The sequence below is a fragment of the Dactylosporangium sp. NPDC006015 genome (genome assembly GCF_040614215.1).
Taxonomy (GTDB): domain Bacteria; phylum Actinomycetota; class Actinomycetes; order Mycobacteriales; family Micromonosporaceae; genus Dactylosporangium; species Dactylosporangium maewongense.
The window spans coordinates 43,207-60,351 of the sequence record NZ_JBEXUD010000045.1 but is presented as its reverse complement, the minus strand read 5'-3'; the positions used below and the strand labels follow the sequence as shown (position 1 = coordinate 60,351).

Genomic DNA, 17,145 nt, shown 5'->3' with positions numbered 1-17,145 from the left:
CCCGGCTCAACACCATGCACGCGGTGCAGCGAGCGGTCGCCGAGCGCGGTTCTGCGCGGCACCGCTCGGTCGCACCGGCCAGCACGCGAGGGCCACCGGCGTCGCCGAGACCTGTCAGCAGGCCGACGACCGTTGGTATGACACGTCCCGCTCACCCGGCGGGTCCGCGGCAGTGTCCGCGCGAACCTACTCAAGGTCGGCCGGTGGCTGGCTGCGGAACACCCCGAGGTCGCCGACCCGGCGGCGTGGACGCGGCAGACCTGCGCGACGTGGATCGCCGCCCTGGACCGCATGCGGGTCGGGGACTTCGTCCAGCGCACCGCCGGCCTCGGGGACCGGCTGGGCCAGCCGTTGACCGCGGCGACCAAGGCCGGGCAGATCAGCGCGATGCGCAGGTTCTTCGGGGACTACCAGGAATGGGAATGGCTGCCCCGCCGGTTCGACCCGCAACGCGCACTGTCCGTCCCGCGCAGCATCGCCGCCCTGCTCGGCCCGGACCCGCGCGTGATCGCCGATGACATCTGGGCGAAGCTGCTCTGGGCCGGGCTCAACCTGACCGCCGACGACGAACGTAGGCGAGCCGGGTGCTTCCGTTCGATTCTGACATTTCGGTGGCCATCTGATCACGGTACTTCCTGTGTTGATGTGAGCCGGACCGTCGGCACCGACGACGGTGAGCTCGGCCGGCTACGCCGTTCCCGCTCAAGGCGCGCCTCGGTAACCGGTATCGGCGCAGATTCCCGACCACACCATCCGCAAACGCCACGCCACCGTTTGGCGACAGGCCACGATCCGAGCGAGCGCGCTGCGAGTAGTCGGGGTGCACGGCGGCGAGGCGCGCATACGACGAGGCGTCGACCATCGCCGTCTTCATGCCACCGAGGGAGACGGCAACCACGGCGACCAGTCCCCCTCTGGGTCGGTGGTCTGCCCCACCTCGATCAGATAACCGTCGGGATCGCGGATGTAGCAACGCATCTCGTACTGGTGCTGCTTCGGCGGCGTCAGGAATTGAGCACCCCGGGCGCTCCATTCGGCGTACACGGCCTGGATGTCCGCGACCCGAATATTGAGGAAGCTGCTGACCCGGTCGGGGTCGCGTGGCGTCTCCAGGGTGACCGCGGGCTTGTCGTCGGTCGGGCCGCCACCAACATTGATGACGATCCAGCTGTTGGCTAGCGCGACATAGGTCGGCTCTCCGGAGAAGACCACCCTGCCGCCGAGTACTTCGGTGTAGAAGCGCCGAGAGCGCTCGACATCGTCCGAGACGATGAAATGGGCCAGCACAATTCCCCTTGCGGGCGGTGTGACCTCGGCCATCTAATTAGCACCTCCACTGGTTGGGACTCATGCCCCGCTTACGGTCTGCAGGCGATGTTGCGGTGATCGGGGTTCGGCGCCGGTGATGGCGCGCCATCGAAGTCGCACGTCATTCACCCGGCATCACACTCCAGGTACAAGTGCCGGCCGCCGCAGGTCACCGAGCAGCAGCACCCCTGCGTCCAGTCCGCCGCGCACAGCGCGGCTTGCTGCCGGCCCGGCGCAGGCCCACCCGGGCGACGGCGACCCGCGGTCCGGGCCGCGATCCAAGCGACGGTCGCGATGGCGGCGGTCAGCACGTCCAGCCGGGCCAGCGCGGGGGTAGGCGACGGCGATCTCCCGGGTAATGGGCGGCCCGCCGGAGGTGCTGCTGGTGGTTCTTCGGGCAGGACGCGCCGCGCGAGAGCACGAGGATCATCGGGTTGATCTCTTGCAGCTCGCTGAATCGGCGCCTGGTCTTCGGTGTGGCCGGTGGTCGGCCCGTAGTCGGGGAAGGTCCCGCCGGGTGCGATGTCCCGCGCGCATGGCGTGCTCCTGACTGAATGTGACCGGCGAGGGCACTGTCCTTGGCGTTCCCCGCGTAGTCGGCGGATGTCATAGCGATCCCTCCGTGGCCGGCTCGCGGGCGGCCGTGATCTGGCCGCGGAGAGCCTTCAGCGCGGCAACGTAGATCTCTGAGAAGGTGGGGAAGGGCTGGATGACGTCCCGCAGCACTGGCAGCGGCACACGGGCGCGGATGGCCAGGGTGGCCTGCTGCAGCCACTCTCCGGCCTCGGGCCCGAGCGCGTAGGCGCCCGTCAGCCGGTCGCCGTCCGACAGCAAGGTCAGGAAGCCGTTGGAGGTGGCGTAGGCGTGGGTGTAGGTGGCCGTCTTGGCCACCTCGGACACCGGGACGGTGGCGCTGAAAGCGGCCTCGGTGGCGCCGACTGCGGCCGCTTGCGGGTCGGTGTAGACGACGTCCGGTATGGCCTCGTAGTGGGCCTCGCGGGGCTCGCCCAGGATGTTCGCGGCGACGACCTCGCCCTGGTATTTGCCGACATGGGTGAGCAGCCGTATACCAGTGACATCCCCGATGGCCCACAGCCGCTCGCCGGCGCGCAGGTGCGCGTCGACTCCGATGCCGTGCGGGCCAGCGGTGACGCCCACCGAGTCCAGGCCGGCGGGCATCCGCGGACGCCTGCCCGTGGCCAGGAGCAGGTGGTCGCCGCGCAGCTCGCGACCGTCATCGAGGGTCAGGACGTAGTCCGCGCCGTCGCGCCGCGCGGCGGTCGCGCGCATGCCCAGGAATAGCTCGGCGCCGTCGGCCCGCAGGACCTCGCCGAGCGCCCGACCCAGCGGCTCGGGCTCGCGGGCCAGCACATGCCCGGCGCCCTCGGCCAGGGCCACCTCGCCGCCCAGGCGGCGGACGGCCTGGGCCATCTCGGCGCCGACCGGCCCGCCGCCGAGGATGAGCAGGCGACGCGGGACAGCCTTCATGCCGGTCACCTCGCGGCTGGTCCAGATACCGTCCAGCTCGCGCAGGCCCGCGACGGGCGGTATGACCGGGTCCGAGCCGGTGGCCACCACCACGTGCCGGGCGGTGTGGGGCACGCCGTCGACCTCGACCACACCCGGCCCGGCCAGCCGGCCGGTGCCCCGGATCAGGTCGATGCCCTTGCCCGCCAGATATTGCTGCTGCCCGGCGTCGGAGTAGTCCGAGACCATGACGTCACGGTAGGCCAGCGCCTCCTGTACGTCGACGCGCGCCGTGGCCGCCGCCTCACGAGCGCCGTGCACCGCCTCGCCGGGCCGCAGCAGCGTCTTGGACGGGATACACGCCCAGTACGAGCACTCGCCCCCGACCAGATCCCGCTCGACCACGGCCACGCGCAGGCCGCCGTCGGCCAGCTCGCCGGCGCAGTGCTCGCCCGGCGAGCCGCCGCCCAGGACGATCACGTCGTGGTCGCTCATCGCTCGGGCAGCTCCTCTCCGGCCTGCTCCCGGACCACGTACTCGGCGTACCAGTCCGGCCGGTCCGGGTCCGGCTGGCCGATCCGGCCCTCGAGCTGGTCATCTACTGGGTGGTACTGGGATCACGGCCGGTCTGCGGACTGGCCGCGCAGTGTTTCCTTCCCCGCGCCCGACCGACTACTGCTCCAGGTCGGGATGGTGCGGCGGGTGGCTGCCGAGCAGCAGCCATCACGGGCCGGGCCGGTCCGCGGCCTCGGCCAGGAGCACGTCGGCGCCAAGGTCCAGGCTGACCATCGGGAGCAGGACCGGACGAGCCCGCATCTCAGCTCAGGCGCTGCCCACGCTCGCGTGCCGGACCGGCCTCGCCGTGTCCGCGCCGCGGGAACGCCGTTGGCCCCGGGGTATGAGGGGGTCGGTGTGCTGGGGGCGGTCTGTTGCCCGGTCAGGGCGGGCGCCCACCCTGGCCGTGTCTCGCGGGCGCGGAAGGTCGAACATGTTCCTGTCGGATTGGGGCAACCGCACCAGTGTGGTTCGACAACTCCCACGCACTGCACTGCTAGCGGTGCTGATGCTGACGATGCGCGGAAATGTCCCGTCGAGCCCGCTACTAACCAACCTTGCCAGCATGAACAGAGAGCGAAGACGGACAGACTGGGATGGAGGCGGACTGAGATGACCGAACGTTCCGGGACGGTCGCCCTGGTCGCCGGAGGTAGCCGCGGCATCGGTGCGGCTACCTCGCGGCTGCTGGCATCGCTGGGCATGCGGGTAGTGGTGAACTACCGGTCCAGCGACGCGGACGCGGACGCGCTGGTCGAGGCGATCCGCGCCGCCGGCGGCGAGGCCATAGCGTTACGAGCCGATGTGCGCGACCCCCGCGAGGTAGACGAGTTGGTCAAGGCGGTGTCCGCGCGGTGGGGCGCGGTCGAGGTGCTGGTCAACACTGTCAGAATCCCGTTTGCCATCAAGTCCTTCCAGGACATGAGCTGGGAGGAATTCGGCGGCAAGCTCCACGACGAGATGCTGGCCGCCTTCACGCTCACCAAGGCCGTCGCACCGGCAATGATCGACCAGGGCTACGGCCGGATCGTTCACATCGCGACCGGCCTGGCTCGGCAGCCACGGACGGAGATGATCGCGCTCGGCACGTCCAAGGCAGCACTGGTGCAGTTCGCCCGCTACGTGGCCCAGGAGCTGGGCCCCTTCGGCATCACCGTCAACGTGGTCTCCCCGGGCATGGTAGAAACCGACGTCGCCGGGAAGGTGTCCCCGCAGGTCAGGGCTCGGTTGGTCGCGGCGACCCCGCTGGGGCGGATCGCCCGGCCGGAGGACGTGGCTGGGGTCGTCGCCTTCTACGCAAGCGACGAGAGCGGCTTCATGACCGGTACGTACGCACCGGTCAATGGCGGCCTCGCGATGGACTGACGGCGCCGGACCGATCGACAGCAACGCAATCCCAACCGCTGCACCGGGGGTGGCACCCGCCATGCAGACACTCGACCTCGCCTATGTCGGGCGGGGGATCCACGAGGAACTGGTCGCCTATGTCGCCGACCAAGAGGACTACTACGCCGACGAGGGTGTACACGTCGCGCTGCGCGACGGCTGCGGCTGGGATATCGAGCGGTTGCGCCGAGGCGCGACGATCGGCCTGGGCCGCGCGATGTTCTCCCGGCTGACCGACCACATCCCGTGGACGGCGCTGAGTGTGAACACCCACCGGCCGCTGTTCTGGTTCCTCGGCCGCGGCGACCTGACCTCCCTGCAGGACTTGCAGGGCCGCCGGCTCGCGGTGCACCACCCGCTCACGCCACCCGGCTGCTTCGCACGCATCGTGCTGCGCCGCAACGGCCTCGACCCCGACCGCGACGTCAAATGTGTCGCCCGTAAGCCCGGTGACTACGGACTGGACCTCCGCGGGCTGCGCAAAGGCTCGATCGACGCCGCACTCGTCGGCAGCACCATGGCACCCGAGCAGGTGGCCGCCGAGGAAGGATTCCAGGTCCTGGCCTTCGTCGGGGACCACTTCCAGATCCCGACCGTCGGGGTGGCCGTGGACCCGACCCACGTCCCGCTCGACACCCCGGCGCTGCACGCCGCGGTCCGGGCCAACCGCCGCGCTCTGCGCACCATCCGGGAACACCCCGAGATCGCCGTGACGCACATGCAGGCGTTCCTGGGCCGACACACCCCGGACGAGGTCCGCCACCACTACGACCAGTTCATCGCGCCGTACTACACCGATGACGGCCAGGCCGACCTCAAGATCGGCGACGCCGCTATCAACACGGTCGCAGCAGAACTGGGCGTCACCGCCGAATTCCGTGCGGCCGAGGTGTACCGAACCGACCTCGTGGCCGCGGACGGCGACGCACCAGTGCCATGACTCGAGCCGGCTGGCACCCATCAACTGGTGATCGGCGTTCGGCTGCTGGAACAGTTACGCCAGTTGCAGGCGGAGACCCATCTGGTGTTCACAGGTGAATGCCGGCCGCGATCGGGCTGGAGTTCCGTCGCCGTGATCACCGCCAGCGGAGTCGAACGCTGCGGTGAACTTCGTGTCTCGGTCTCGTAGCAGGAAGCGCAGCCTGCTGGCGTGCTGGTCGAGGTTCATGAGCAGATTCCGGGCCTGTTGTGTGACCCAGGCGCCGGTCGGGTGGGCGGTGACGCCGGCGATGTGGACCTGTCGGGTGGCGAGTTCGATGAAGAACAGTACATAGATCCGTTTGAGCAGCACGGTGTCGACGGTGAAGAAGTCGCAGGCCAGGATTGTGTGGGCCTGTGCGGTGAGGAACTGCTGCCAGGTCGGTCCGGTCCGGCGGGGTGCCGGGTCGACGCCGGCCCGGTGCAGGATCTTCCAGACCGTGCTGGCCGCGATCCGGTGGCCCAGCCGAGCCAATTCCCCTTGTACGCGGCGATGGCCCCAGGTCGGGTTCTCAGCGGCCAGACGCAGCACCAGGTCGCGGACCTCCCGGTCCACGGGTGGCCGGCCGGGAGGCGCATGCGGATACGTCCAGTGCCGAGCGATCAGCTGCCGGTGCCGGCGCAGCTCGCAGCAGCCGCAGCCGAGCAGCAGCGGCACCACCAGAGCGGTGACAACCAGGTTGGCAAGGCGGGACCGGTGGGGCATCGGCATCTACACATCACGATCGATGGTTCGAATCCGCCGGGGGCACTCTCACCGGGCGGTCAGCTCGGCTGGGTCTCCTGTTTGTTGCGGAGCGCCTGCTCGACGGCCTCCTGCACGCGGGCGTCCTCGCGGAGCTTGCGCCGTGCGCGGCTGCGGCGGACGAGAACGGGGGTCACGACGATGACAGCGATCAGTACGACGACCAGCAGCACCAGCATCCACGGGAGGGCCCAGCTGTGCGTCGTGGCCTGGACCTGCTTGCGCGAGGTGGTGGAGCCCGACGCGTCGGTGAGCCGGGGTGTGAGAGTTGCGGTCGCAGCCAGCCTGAGTGCGGGCGACACGCCGTGGACGGTCGCCGTCACGTTCCAGCTCTCACCGGGGAGAAGCTCCGGCGACGCCGCGATCCCGCTCGCTTCGGTCCGCAGCCACCCGAACGGGCCGGATACCGACACCGTCTGCTGGGCCGAAAGGATGGCGTTGCCGGTGTTGTGGATCGTGTACGTGACGGTCGCGGTGCCCTTCGCGAACGGGTTGAGCGAGCCGGCGTAGTCGACGTGGAGGTCCTCGATCGCAAGGTTCGGCTTGATCTCGCCGCTGACCCGCAGCTTGACCCGGATACCCAGGCGCCGCTCGACGTTGATGCCCTCAGCGTCGTTGGGCTGCGTCAGGGAGGTGACGATGCCGCCCACATAGTCGCCGGGCGTGGCGTTGTCCGGAACGGTGACCGTGAAGGGCACGTCGGCGGACTCCCCGGGCTTGATCGCGATGGTGCCGGGGTTCGCGTGGACCCAGACGCCGATCCCGATGGACTTCTTGTCCTTGGTGATCAGGTCGAGCTGGCCCGTGCCGGTCGTGAAGCCGTCGGCGGCGTAGACGGCCAGGTTGAGCGGAGCCGTGCCACGGTTGGCGACGACCATGGTGTCCTCGACCCGCCCACCGGGGTTGACGGAATAGCTGAAGCTGGACCGATCGGCGCCGTAGCTGTTCGAGGCCGTCCTGACCGTCCAGGCGACGTCGCCCTCCTCGGCCAGGGCAGTGCCCGCACCCAACCCGACGACCGCGAAGGCGGCGAGCAGGGCCAGGACGGCGATACGGACGAGGGCGGCGACGGTTGGCTTCCGACGCGGTGCGGGCGCATGCATCTGGGGGTCCTCGAGCAATCTGGAGCAGGTCTGGAGCAGGTCTGGAACAGGTCTGGAACGAGAGGGCGGGGCGGGCACCCGAAGGTGCCTGCCCCGCCTTGTCAAACGTGTCCGGTCAGCTGCTCAGCGCAGTGATCGTGAGGGTGGCACGGTAGCCACCCTTCTCGACGCTGCCCGGGATCTTCAGATCCAGGTCAGCGCCCAACCGGGCGGTACCCTTGGCGTGGCCCTGGTTGGCCCAGCCGAGACCGCGTGAGACGGACAGGCCCTGGCCGTGGTCGTCGTAGCCGGAGGCCACCGACCCGCTCGCCTGAGCACCAGCGCCGGCCTCGATCACCTGCGGCGTCCAGCCGAGGTAGGCGCCGGAGAAGGTCTTGTCGCCGTCCCGGAAGTCACTCACGCTGGCCGAGATCGACCACGGCGCGAGCGAACGCCGGTTGTCCGACACGACGATCGGGTTGATGTGGCCCGCCGCCGCGAAGTAGTCGCCGTTGTGGTCCTCCGCGGTGCCGAGGTTCACGAGGCCGTTGTAGCCGTCGATCGTCCAGCCGAACTCGCCGGGAGCGGCGTTCGGCACGTTGACCTGGATGGCCTGGCCGTCGCCCTGGTACGGGTGGACGGTGACCGAGTCGACGATCGAACCGACCGGCTGGTTGGCCGGCGAGTTGTTGCACCAGGCGCCACGCTCGACGGCCGCGTTCGGCGCAGCACAGGTGCCGCTGCGGACATTCTCGACGACGAGCTTGTCGCTGCGAACCTGGACCTTGACGTAGGTCCGGACGTGCTCCTGGTTCTGGACCGAGTTGTACCAGTAGCTGTTCGGGTTGAGCGGGTCCGCACCGTTGCCGGCGCCGCTCGTGCCGCTGTTGTCCGGAGCGGTGATGTCGTAGTACTTCGAACCCGAAGCCGAGTTACCCGTAACGTAGATCACACCACCGGGACCGGGGAACACATCAGCGGCGCCGGGCTGCTCGGCCGGGTTCGCCTTCGCGCCGTTCTTGATCTCGTAGCTGCGGGAGTAGCTGTGGTCATGCCCCTGCAGCACCACGTCGACGCCCAGGTTCGAGAAGGCGGTCGGGAAGTCGACCCGACGCACCTTGTTGTCCGAGTCCTTGGCGTGGTCAGCCGGCGAGTAGATCGCGTGGTGGTAGACGAGCACCGTCCACTTGGCCTCAGCGCCGTGCTGGTTGATGACGTCGGTCACGTAGGCGATGTGCGCCTCGTCACCGCCGCCACCCGAAGCGGTGCGGTAGCTGTTGCTGTTCAGGTCGATGAACAGGACATCCTTGTAGATGTACCAGTAGTCACCGCCCGACGTGTTGGACGCCGGGTTCCCGTTGGAGTACAGCCGGGCCGAGCGGTCCGTGTTCGGCGTGAACAGGTGCTGCTCGTACGCCTTGCTACCCACATCGTGGTTACCGATGGTGGCAGCCCAGGGGTACTGGCGCAGCTTGTCAGGTGCGAGGAACGCGGTCCACTGGGACTCTGTGCCCGCCGTCTCGACCTGGTCACCACCCGACACCAGCAGTTCGGCGTTCGGGTTCGCGGCGAGCGAGACGTCCAGGGTGTCCTGCCAACCGGCCTGGTCCTTCGCCACGTCACCCGACGCACCGATCTGCGGGTCGCCGTAGAACAGGAAGTCGTAGTCGCCTTCGAAATCCTGCGTCTTGAAGGAGTACGTCGGGGACCAGTTGCCCTCGGCACCGACCCGGTAGGAGTACGCCGTCTGCTCCTGCAGGCTGGCGAGCGTCGCGTGACGGTTGAAGCCGCCACTGGTCGCGATGTTCGCCCCGCCGATGGCGTCGAAGGTGGCCGCACCGGCCGGGAACTCGCCGTTGGCGAGCGTGGCGGTCGGGGCGAGCTGGACCTTCTGTGCGGTGTCGGCCGACGAGTACCAGGTCACGATGCGCTGGGTCTCGTTCGCGCCGACGCCGAGGATGATGCCGCTGAGCGTGACGGGGTCCGCAGCGCTGGCGGGGGTCGCCAGACCGCCGCCGATGGCCACAGCCAGGCCCAGGAACGCCGCGGTGGTCCCAGCGACCACGCGACGCCGCGCAGGCCCGGAGGCCTGCTTGGAGGTGCTTACTTTCACGGTTTTCTTCCCTTTTCCGATGGAGGTACGGGAAAGCGACCTCAACGTTTCGCCATTCGATGAATCGACCGTGAATTCGATCTTGCGGCCAGTTGCATGTCCATGAAGACCTGCGGCTATTTCAGAGCCCGAACACCCGTTGTGTGAACCAGATCAACCCCATAACGGACACGCCCGCAGAAATTGCGCCGGTCGTCCACAGGCCGGTTTTCGGCGCGCGATGGCGCAGCACGATCAGCAGCGGAAATACGACAGCGATGATCGTCAGTTGCACAACCTCGATGCCGACGTTGAACACGAGCAAAGACCACAGCAGGGTCCACGACCACGCCTCGTCGATCCCCAGCGCACCGGCGAAGCCCAGGCCGTGCACGAGGCCGAAGCAGAACACGACCCCGAGGCGGGTCCAGCCCGAACGATCCAGGCTGAAGTGACCGCGTCCCACCGCCTCGAGGTCGGTGGCATGGTCGCCGCACCGCCAGATCCGCCACAGGTACCAGCCGGCGACCACGGCGATCGACAGCGCGATGACGGGCTCCACGACCCGCGCAGGTACGTCGACCAGACCGAGGGCGGCAAGCATGAACGTCACCGAGTGCGCCAGGGTGAAGCTCGTGGCCGCGAGCACGATCTCACGCAGGCGCCGTGACCCGGCGATGAGCGCCAGCAGGAACAGGATGTGGTCGATCCCGGTCAGCAGGTGCTCGGCGCCCAGGCGGAAGAACTCCCAGAACCGTTCGTACCACGTCTGACCGGTCGAGAAGGACGGCTGATCGGCGTCGAGCGCGGCGCTGCCCGTATGACCGTCGATCTCGTAGGTGACGATCGTCTTTGTGCCGGTGACATAGCCCTCGGCGTCGGGGAACAGCTTGCTGCGCACCTCGTGCTCGTCGCCCCGCTCAGGACAGGCCCAGTCGAGCAGCAGTTTGGCGTACGGCACACCCTCCTGCTCGCCGATCGTGACGTCGCCGACCTTTGTCGGCGTGCAGATCTTGCCGTCCACGGTGACCGAGAAACGCTCCGTGACGTAACCGACGACCGACTTCGCATGAGTGTTGAGCGCCGCGGCCTGTCCGTCGGTGTCGCGGGCGTCGAATGCGGCGGTTCCCGTCCGGAAGAGGGGATCGTCGTCCTCGAAGTCAGCGGCGGACACGACCAGCAGGTCGTACTCGAGCTGCAGCGTCGTCCGGACGTGACCCTCGTCGCCGGCGGTGACGTCGACGTACACGGTCGACGAAAACCCGTGGGCGAGCGCCGGCGCGGCGCTCAGGAAGGCGATCACCGTCGCGAGGATCCCGATGACGGTGAGGCGGGCGCGTTGGGACATGCGGCTCCTTCGGTTGGCCAGTGCACGTTGCACGTCACGGGCGAACACGAGCCGGACCGCCGACGAACCGCTGGCGAACAAACTGCCAGGACGACTTCCGGCGGACTGAACGAGGCAGGAACTGAGATAGGAAGAAGCACGCACGCTCCCCCACCCGAAGGACGATCGCCTTGCGCCCTATGCTTCGGGCCGTTGCCATGCTGGCCACGGCCTCCGCACTGGTCACCGGATGCGGCTCCGGCGACGACTGGTCACAGCCGCGCCCTAAGCCCGCCCCCGTCGGGACGCTCGGCCCAGGGTTCGTCGACCCCTCCGCCTCGCCCACCCCGGAGGCGACCATCACGCCACGGCCCGGTTCCTGGACCGGGGTCCACCCACCGAACAACTACCGTGTGGTACTGCTCACCGTGGGTGACGACGGCCCGACCAGAGCCCTTGTGACGGCGGTCAAGGACTGGGCCGAGGACGAGCACGTCGATCTCAGAACGGTGGTCGCCGGCGACCCGCACAACCTCGTTCCCAGCATCACCAAGGCCCTCGAGATGGGCCCGGACCTCATCGTCACCGCGGGCAACGACCTCATCGACCCACTCGCGCTGGTCACCGCGAGCCACCTGTCACAGCAGTTCCTCGTGGTGGGCGCGGAGCTGGCCGAGCCCACCCACAACGTCACGGCGGTCGACTGGTCCGGCGCGTCGTTCCGTGGCGAAGGGCTCGGCATGTCCTCGACGTACGACCCCGAATCGTTCACCGCCGAGCGCTGCGCGGCCTCCATCAGAGCGGGCGTCGCGGCCGTGCTCAACGACCTGACCGGGATCGTGATCTGGCTCGATCAGCTCTAGACCCGTCTTTCGCACATCGTTGTGAGTGGCGGCGTTTTGGAAAGGTCCTGGTGGGATAGGCGGTCGGGGTAGAGGCGGCAACGGGGACGTCCTGGTGGAGGTCACGATGTGTTCGTCGGGCACCGTTGCGTTGTTCGATCGGGTGACGCGGTGAGTCCGATTCCCTGTCGGCTCAGATGGCCGCGGCGAGCTCGGCGAACGCTGCGGCGACGCGGAGTCCGTGTGTTGCATTGAGCCCGAGTTCGTAGTGGCCGCGGCGGAGATTCTGCATGAACGCGTGTCCGGCGATGATCGTCTGCGCGGTGCGGTCGGTGCGGAGTCCGCGCATCGGTCTGAGCCGGTGCTTGAGTTGGCTGTGGTCGGCTTCCACCCGGTTGTTGGCGTGGCGTTCGACGTGGTGCCACGCGGATGGGACCAGCTCATCGAGGACCGCTGGGTACACCGGTGCAGCGTCGGTGATCACCTCGGTGGGTCGCACCTTCAACGTGGCCATCGCCCTGCGGAAGAACCGTCGTGCCGCCGCGGCATCACGGCGGGCCGAGACGAGCACGTCGATGACCTGGCCGTGCTGGTCGACGGCGCGGTACACGTACCGCCAGACGCCGCTGACCTTGACATAGGTCTCATCGGTGAACCACCTGTCGCCAGGCGCTACCGCAGGTAGAGCCGGACGGTGACCATGATGACGTCGGGTGGAAACCGGAACCCGGCGAACGCCGACCGTGCTGGCTGGGCTGGACGCCGCCGGTTCGAGTGCTTCACCGTTCAAGCCTGCCTGACCAGGCCATCGATCAATGAAACAGACCCCGCTCCCCCAGTAAGAGGCCGACGATTGGCGGCGAGCCACCCTCTCGGCGCCACCCGAACTCCGTGAGCAGGTCCGCAGTGCGCCAGGTGGTGGCGCGGTGCAGCACCAGCCGAACTCGGCGACGCGGCCCTCCGGTTCGCGGAGGCCGGCCGTTGCGCTCAGTCGGCGGGGGCTGCGCTCCTGCGGGCGCCGACAGCGACCGCGGCGGCGGCCTGCCGGACGGCCACCGCGCCGATCGTCAGCACGGTCCGGGCCAGCGACCACGACAGCATCGGCACGAAACGCCACAGCGGCGGCCGGACCAGCGACGTGCGGCCGACCGAATGCCACGCCGCGTCGCCGCCGGTGTCCCGCATCCCCTCCTGCGTCCTGGCGATCACCTCGGGGTCGAAGCTGTAGCCGGCCTTCTTCACGACGACGGCCCGGCCGGTGAACCGGTGCATCGTGTACCGGTAGTTCGAGCACGTCTCATTCTTCGTGTACTTGGTCAGGGCCAGCCCGACGATCGCGTTCGCACCCAGCCGCTCGGCCTGCTGCCGGAGGATGTCCTTGGCCTCGTTCGGATCGTTGGACTCGCCCCAGGCGTCGTGCGACAGCACCCGCACGATGATGAACCCGCGGACCTCGGGCGCCCGGGTCATGATGAAGTGGTCAGGATCGATGTAGACCGGCCGGCCCTGCGGAGTGCGGCCCGACACGGCCACCGAGCGGGCTCGCAAACCCTTGGCCGTCCGACCGGGGGTGAAGGACACCGCCTGACCCGTCGACGGCGCCCCGTGCCCAGTGACGTCGTCGAGGTGGAAGAAGTAGTCCTGCCCGTCGTCACCGGTGATGAAGCCGAAGCCGCGGGCGACAACGAAGTTCCGTACCCAGCCGTGCATGCACCACCCTCCCGCCTGATATTTACCACAGCGGATGTAGTCCACCAAGTACGGCATGTGCATACTGCAGCCTTGCGCCTGCCCGCCACGGGCCGGCCTTCATCGGGGAAGTCGAAGCTCAGCCGGCCGAGCAGGCAGGCGAGCACAGCGTCAAGCATGCCTGTTAGCTGCTGCAGGCCTCCAGGTCCGCCTACTACCGCCGCAATCGTGTGCCCGACCGGGCCCGCACCGACCAGAACCTCACACCGCGCCGCAGCCCCGACCACGACAGGGTTCAACAGTACTGAAGCTGCACGGCTGCACACCGCCACCGCCACCGCCACCGCGCCCGCTGCTGCAAGACGCTGCCGGCCGATCGCTGGGCCTGGACGCAGCAGCGCGAGGCCGACGTCGCCCCGCACCCCCATCAGGCCATCCCGCCGCCACACGGTCGCCGCCCACGCCCGCTCCAACCGCCGCTCGAGCGGCGCCGGCGATGTGGTGACGGTTCTGGCCAGCGGACCGCCGGCGGCGGGCGTGTACGCCGTTCTGGTCACCCGGTTCAGCGCGTCGTAGGTCTCGATCGTGCGGCCCTGGGCGTCGTAGACCGTGGTCTGGATGGTCTGTGCGGTCGGGTTGCCTGCGGTCCAGGCCGTCGCGGTCGCGTGCTTGGTGGTCATGCCCTTGGTCGGCACGGCGCCGTAGGCCTGCCCGTCGAAGGAGTTCCGGGCGTCGGCGATCAGGTCGGCCTCGGTGAGGCTCGCCGGCGTCGTCGATCTTCGTCACCCGGCCGTCGGCGTCGTACTGGGTCGTCTTGGACGTGGTGCGCCACCACGGTGCGTGGTCAAGGGCGACGCCCGAGTGGGTGGTCCCCGGCCCGAGGTGTGTCGCGGTGACGGTGGTGCCGTTGATGGTGCGTGTCGCGGTCGCGGCGGACTGCCAGAAGTCGCCCACATCGCGGGTGAGCACGGCGCCGCTCGGCCCGTTGGCCACGACCGTGCTGCGGACCCGTCCGCTCAGCTCGTTGCCGTCGTTGACAGCCGGGGCGTCGGTGCCGATGTCGGTGGTGTCGCCGTCACCGTTCATGTCGACGGCGGCCAGTTGCACCGACCGGGTGCCCGACGGGAGGTGGTCGCCGTGCATGCCGCGGTAGAAGGTGGTCAGCGTGCCACTTCCGCGACATCTCCACCGAGCTCGAGGCCGTCGGCGGCCAGCCCGTCGGCATCAGCGGCGACGCCGTCGAACGCCAAGCCGAGTTCGCCGGCAAGCACCGGCTCGGCTATCCGCTGCTGTCCGACGCCGACGGGGTGGTGCGGGCGCAGTTCGGGGTTAAACAGGACATGCTCGGCCTCACCCCCACCAACCGGGTCACCTTCGTCATCGACACCGACCGCCGGATCCTCGCCGTCGTGCGGAGCGAGTTCCGCATGGACTCCCACGCCGACAAGGCCGTCGAGGCGCTACGCAACCGCCGGAGCGCCTGACCCCCCGGCCCGCCCCGCGGATGCGAGAACCCCCTCGTGACGCGCGACTGCTGGCACTGCCACCGCGACACGCCGGGTGACGATCCGGCGTGCTCCTGGTGCGGAGTCTGGCTCGTGGCGCCGGATCCGTCTCATGATGACCGTCGAGCACGCACGACTCCGCCTCGACCCCTGGTGACGCGGCGCGGTCGCCGGATCACCGGGACGGCGACGGCGACACCCCGCTGCCGCCCGCGCAGGGCTCGGGGCACTTCGTGAACACGATGGCCCGGAACTGCAGCATGGTCTGGGAGCCCCGCCGATGCACCTCCAGCCCGCCACCGCCACGGTTCTGGATGAACCCTCCGGGCTCGAAGGTGAGGCTGACCGTGTTGCGGACCAGAGCAGGGGCGGAAGGCTTGCCGCCCGGCAGGGTCCAGCTGCCGGCCGCGTCGATCCGGTCCCGGTTCCTGTCGAAATCGGGGGTCAGTGCGTACTGGAAATCGAGGAAGAACTCCGGCGGCACATGCAGCGCCTGCATCGAGCCGTCGGCGGCGAACACGAAGGTGGCGTCACGCCCCGCGTTGCGCCAGGTGCCGACGACCATCTCCGGGGTGACGTCCACGATCGCTTCCGGCCGCGAGTCGACGGTCCGCAGCCCGCAGGCCATCAGCATCAGCGCTACCAGCGCGAACGCTACCTTTCGCATCCACTGTCCTTCCGCACAGGGTACTGGCGTGCCTGGAACGTCGGTGACGGCCGCACGGCCACCGCCGCGTCAGCGGGGTGACGTCGAGGGCAGACCGCTGCCGATGCCGCAGGGCTCGGCACACTTCAGGAACCCGATCCTGCCGGTCAGCAGGATCAGCTGCGACCCCTGCCACCACGCCTCGAACCCGCTCACCCCACTCGCCGGGACGAAGCCGCCCGGCTCGTACCCGATGGTGAGCAGGTTACGGCGCCGGTCGAGGGGTGACGGGCTCCGCCCCGGAACCGCCCAGGTGCCGTGCGTGTCGATCCGATCCCGGGCCGGGTCGAACCCGGGTGCGATCGCGTCGGCGAAGGACGGGAAGAACTCGCGGGGCACGTTCAGCGCCTGAAACGTGTTGTCGGCCGCGAACATGAACGTGGTGTCCCGCTCGGCGTTGCGCCACGTGCCGACGACCATGGCCGACGTCAGGTCGACGGTCTCGTCCGGGCCCGGATCGACGCCGGCGCCGAACCCGCAGGCCATCAACGCCAGTGCCACCAGCGCCAGCGCGACCTTCCGCATGGGCCGTCCTTCCGGCCCGGGAGCATGCTCCCGGGCTGGCTCCACAACGTCCTACAACAGTTCCTTCAGCAGATTGAGCGTGCCGTAGAGTACCGAGGACCCGTTGGGGTCCCGCTCGCAGGGATTGCCCCAGGGCTCCTTGCTGGGAGCCGAGAAGAACGGCTTGGTGACGATCCGGGTCCCGGTCTGCAGGATCGGCCGGCCGTCGGCGGTGAAGGACTCGCGCCAGCGCACCGACTGCTGCAGCCAATGCTCACCCGGCTTGGCGTTGTGGCCGTCTCCGGCGGATTCGTCGGGGCCGTCGTCCTGCACCTTGCCCTTGTCGAGCTTCGCGGAATCCACGGTGCTGGCGTTCGTCAGGTGGAACTCCACGATCGGACCACCGTTCGCGTCCTTGCCGACGACTTCCCACTCCAGGTCGTATGACCCGATGAATGCCAAGGCGTACTGCATTCCTTCCCGCCCGTGGGTCGCGATGCTCAACCCGGTGTTCAGCGCCTCCCATTTGCGTTCCTCGGGCGACATCGACTTCGCAGCCAGGTGGAATTCGGTCGTCCCCTTGCCGCTCGTCTTGCCGGCCGCCATCTCCGCCGCGATGATCTCCCGAGCCCGGCTGATCGTGTAGAGCTGCTTGATCTCCTCCGTGAACGGGTCACCGTCCTGGAAGTACTCGGTCGTGGAGCACGCCTGCATGGGGTCCGCGCAACCCTGCTTCAAGCCGTACACCCACAGCAGAAACAGGTCCTCCTCCGTCTTGGTGTTCTTCCCGCCGCAGTACTCCCCGGTGGGGTGGGGCCAGCTCCACCCCACTGAGCCACACCTGACTCCACTCGCTCCCGGCGACCCCGACCTTTCTCCCGGTCGCAAAAAAAGGCCGTTCGCAGGGCGTCAGCGAACGACCCCGGCCGGTAAGGTGCTCGGCGAGCGCGATCGACGGC

General features: G+C 68.9%; 14 protein-coding genes and 1 pseudogene. 4 read left to right on the top strand and 11 right to left on the bottom strand.

The annotated features are described in order from the left end of the window. Positions 1–870: 870 nt before the first annotated feature. Positions 871–1,320 (bottom strand): VOC family protein, encoded by a 450-nt coding sequence (locus tag ABZ321_RS46435; protein WP_344502134.1) that lies wholly within the window; start codon positions 1,318–1,320, stop codon positions 871–873. Between the two features lie 594 nt (positions 1,321–1,914). Next, a complete protein-coding gene (locus ABZ321_RS46430; protein ID WP_354902667.1) occupies positions 1,915–3,270 on the bottom strand; it encodes an NAD(P)/FAD-dependent oxidoreductase in 1,356 nt (451 codons plus the stop codon). Between the two features lie 672 nt (positions 3,271–3,942). Between ABZ321_RS46430 and ABZ321_RS46425 the strand changes: the two genes are divergently transcribed. Next, on the top strand, positions 3,943–4,695 hold the full coding sequence (locus ABZ321_RS46425; protein WP_344502132.1) for an SDR family oxidoreductase: 753 nt from the start codon (positions 3,943–3,945) through the stop codon (positions 4,693–4,695). A 61-nt stretch (positions 4,696–4,756) separates the two neighbouring features. Then, positions 4,757–5,656: an ABC transporter substrate-binding protein gene (locus tag ABZ321_RS46420; RefSeq protein ID WP_344502131.1), complete on the top strand. Its 900-nt coding sequence runs from the start codon at positions 4,757–4,759 to the stop codon at positions 5,654–5,656. Between the two features lie 54 nt (positions 5,657–5,710). Here ABZ321_RS46420 and ABZ321_RS46415 read toward each other — a convergent pair whose 3' ends face one another. The 4 genes from ABZ321_RS46415 to ABZ321_RS46400 form a co-directional block, all read right to left on the bottom strand. Further along, positions 5,711–6,250: a hypothetical protein gene (locus ABZ321_RS46415; protein ID WP_354902664.1), complete on the bottom strand. Its 540-nt coding sequence runs from the start codon at positions 6,248–6,250 to the stop codon at positions 5,711–5,713. 209 nt (positions 6,251–6,459) lie between these two features. After that, entirely contained in the window at positions 6,460–7,542 is a 1,083-nt protein-coding gene (locus ABZ321_RS46410; protein WP_344502129.1) for a DUF916 domain-containing protein, read from the bottom strand. Positions 7,543–7,657: 115 nt separating this feature from the next. Further along, positions 7,658–9,586: a metallophosphoesterase family protein gene (locus tag ABZ321_RS46405; protein WP_354902661.1), complete on the bottom strand. Its 1,929-nt coding sequence runs from the start codon at positions 9,584–9,586 to the stop codon at positions 7,658–7,660. 169 nt (positions 9,587–9,755) lie between these two features. Next, positions 9,756–11,009 carry a HupE/UreJ family protein gene (locus ABZ321_RS46400; protein WP_354902658.1) on the bottom strand — a complete coding sequence of 418 codons (1,254 nt, stop codon included), beginning with the start codon at positions 11,007–11,009 and terminating at the stop codon, positions 9,756–9,758. Positions 11,010–11,158: 149 nt separating this feature from the next. Here ABZ321_RS46400 and ABZ321_RS46395 point away from each other — a divergent pair, with 149 nt between their 5' ends. Continuing rightward, positions 11,159–11,803 (top strand): hypothetical protein, encoded by a 645-nt coding sequence (locus tag ABZ321_RS46395; RefSeq protein ID WP_354902657.1) that lies wholly within the window; start codon positions 11,159–11,161, stop codon positions 11,801–11,803. Between the two features lie 172 nt (positions 11,804–11,975). Here the strand turns inward: ABZ321_RS46395 and ABZ321_RS46390 are convergent. Both ABZ321_RS46390 and ABZ321_RS46385 read right to left on the bottom strand, forming a co-directional pair. Continuing rightward, positions 11,976–12,484 (bottom strand): annotated as a pseudogene (locus tag ABZ321_RS46390) (IS6 family transposase). Between the two features lie 285 nt (positions 12,485–12,769). Continuing rightward, positions 12,770–13,549: a cold shock domain-containing protein gene (locus ABZ321_RS46385; RefSeq protein WP_354902655.1), complete on the bottom strand. Its 780-nt coding sequence runs from the start codon at positions 13,547–13,549 to the stop codon at positions 12,770–12,772. A 1,103-nt stretch (positions 13,550–14,652) separates the two neighbouring features. Between ABZ321_RS46385 and ABZ321_RS46380 the strand changes: the two genes are divergently transcribed. Further along, positions 14,653–14,955: a redoxin domain-containing protein gene (locus ABZ321_RS46380; protein WP_354902720.1), complete on the top strand. Its 303-nt coding sequence runs from the start codon at positions 14,653–14,655 to the stop codon at positions 14,953–14,955. A gap of 196 nt (positions 14,956–15,151) precedes the next feature. Here the strand turns inward: ABZ321_RS46380 and ABZ321_RS46375 are convergent, their stop codons facing one another. The 3 genes from ABZ321_RS46375 to ABZ321_RS46365 form a co-directional block, all read right to left on the bottom strand. After that, complete coding sequence (locus ABZ321_RS46375; RefSeq protein WP_354902653.1) at positions 15,152–15,643, bottom strand: hypothetical protein; 492 nt, start codon at positions 15,641–15,643, stop codon at positions 15,152–15,154. A 69-nt stretch (positions 15,644–15,712) separates the two neighbouring features. Next, positions 15,713–16,207, bottom strand: coding sequence for a hypothetical protein (locus ABZ321_RS46370; RefSeq protein ID WP_354902650.1), 495 nt, complete (start codon positions 16,205–16,207; stop codon positions 15,713–15,715). Positions 16,208–16,258: 51 nt separating this feature from the next. Further along, a complete protein-coding gene (locus ABZ321_RS46365) occupies positions 16,259–17,017 on the bottom strand; it encodes a hypothetical protein (RefSeq protein ID WP_354902647.1) in 759 nt (252 codons plus the stop codon). Positions 17,018–17,145: the final 128 nt, after the last annotated feature.

Bases quoted from the DNA above. Each gene is read 5' to 3' on its own strand.
- ABZ321_RS46395 (WP_354902657.1), top strand. From the start codon at position 11,159: ATGCTGGCCACGGCCTCCGCACTGGTCACCGGATGCGGCTCCGGCGAC.
- ABZ321_RS46425 (WP_344502132.1), top strand. From the start codon at position 3,943: ATGACCGAACGTTCCGGGACGGTCGCCCTGGTCGCCGGAGGTAGCCGC.
- ABZ321_RS46410 (WP_344502129.1), bottom strand. From the start codon at position 7,542: ATGCATGCGCCCGCACCGCGTCGGAAGCCAACCGTCGCCGCCCTCGTC.
- ABZ321_RS46375 (WP_354902653.1), bottom strand. From the start codon at position 15,643: ATGCGAAAGGTAGCGTTCGCGCTGGTAGCGCTGATGCTGATGGCCTGC.
- ABZ321_RS46435 (WP_344502134.1), bottom strand. From the start codon at position 1,320: ATGGCCGAGGTCACACCGCCCGCAAGGGGAATTGTGCTGGCCCATTTC.
- ABZ321_RS46385 (WP_354902655.1), bottom strand. From the start codon at position 13,549: ATGCCGTACTTGGTGGACTACATCCGCTGTGGTAAATATCAGGCGGGA.
- ABZ321_RS46370 (WP_354902650.1), bottom strand. From the start codon at position 16,207: ATGCGGAAGGTCGCGCTGGCGCTGGTGGCACTGGCGTTGATGGCCTGC.
- ABZ321_RS46430 (WP_354902667.1), bottom strand. From the start codon at position 3,270: ATGAGCGACCACGACGTGATCGTCCTGGGCGGCGGCTCGCCGGGCGAG.
- ABZ321_RS46420 (WP_344502131.1), top strand. From the start codon at position 4,757: ATGCAGACACTCGACCTCGCCTATGTCGGGCGGGGGATCCACGAGGAA.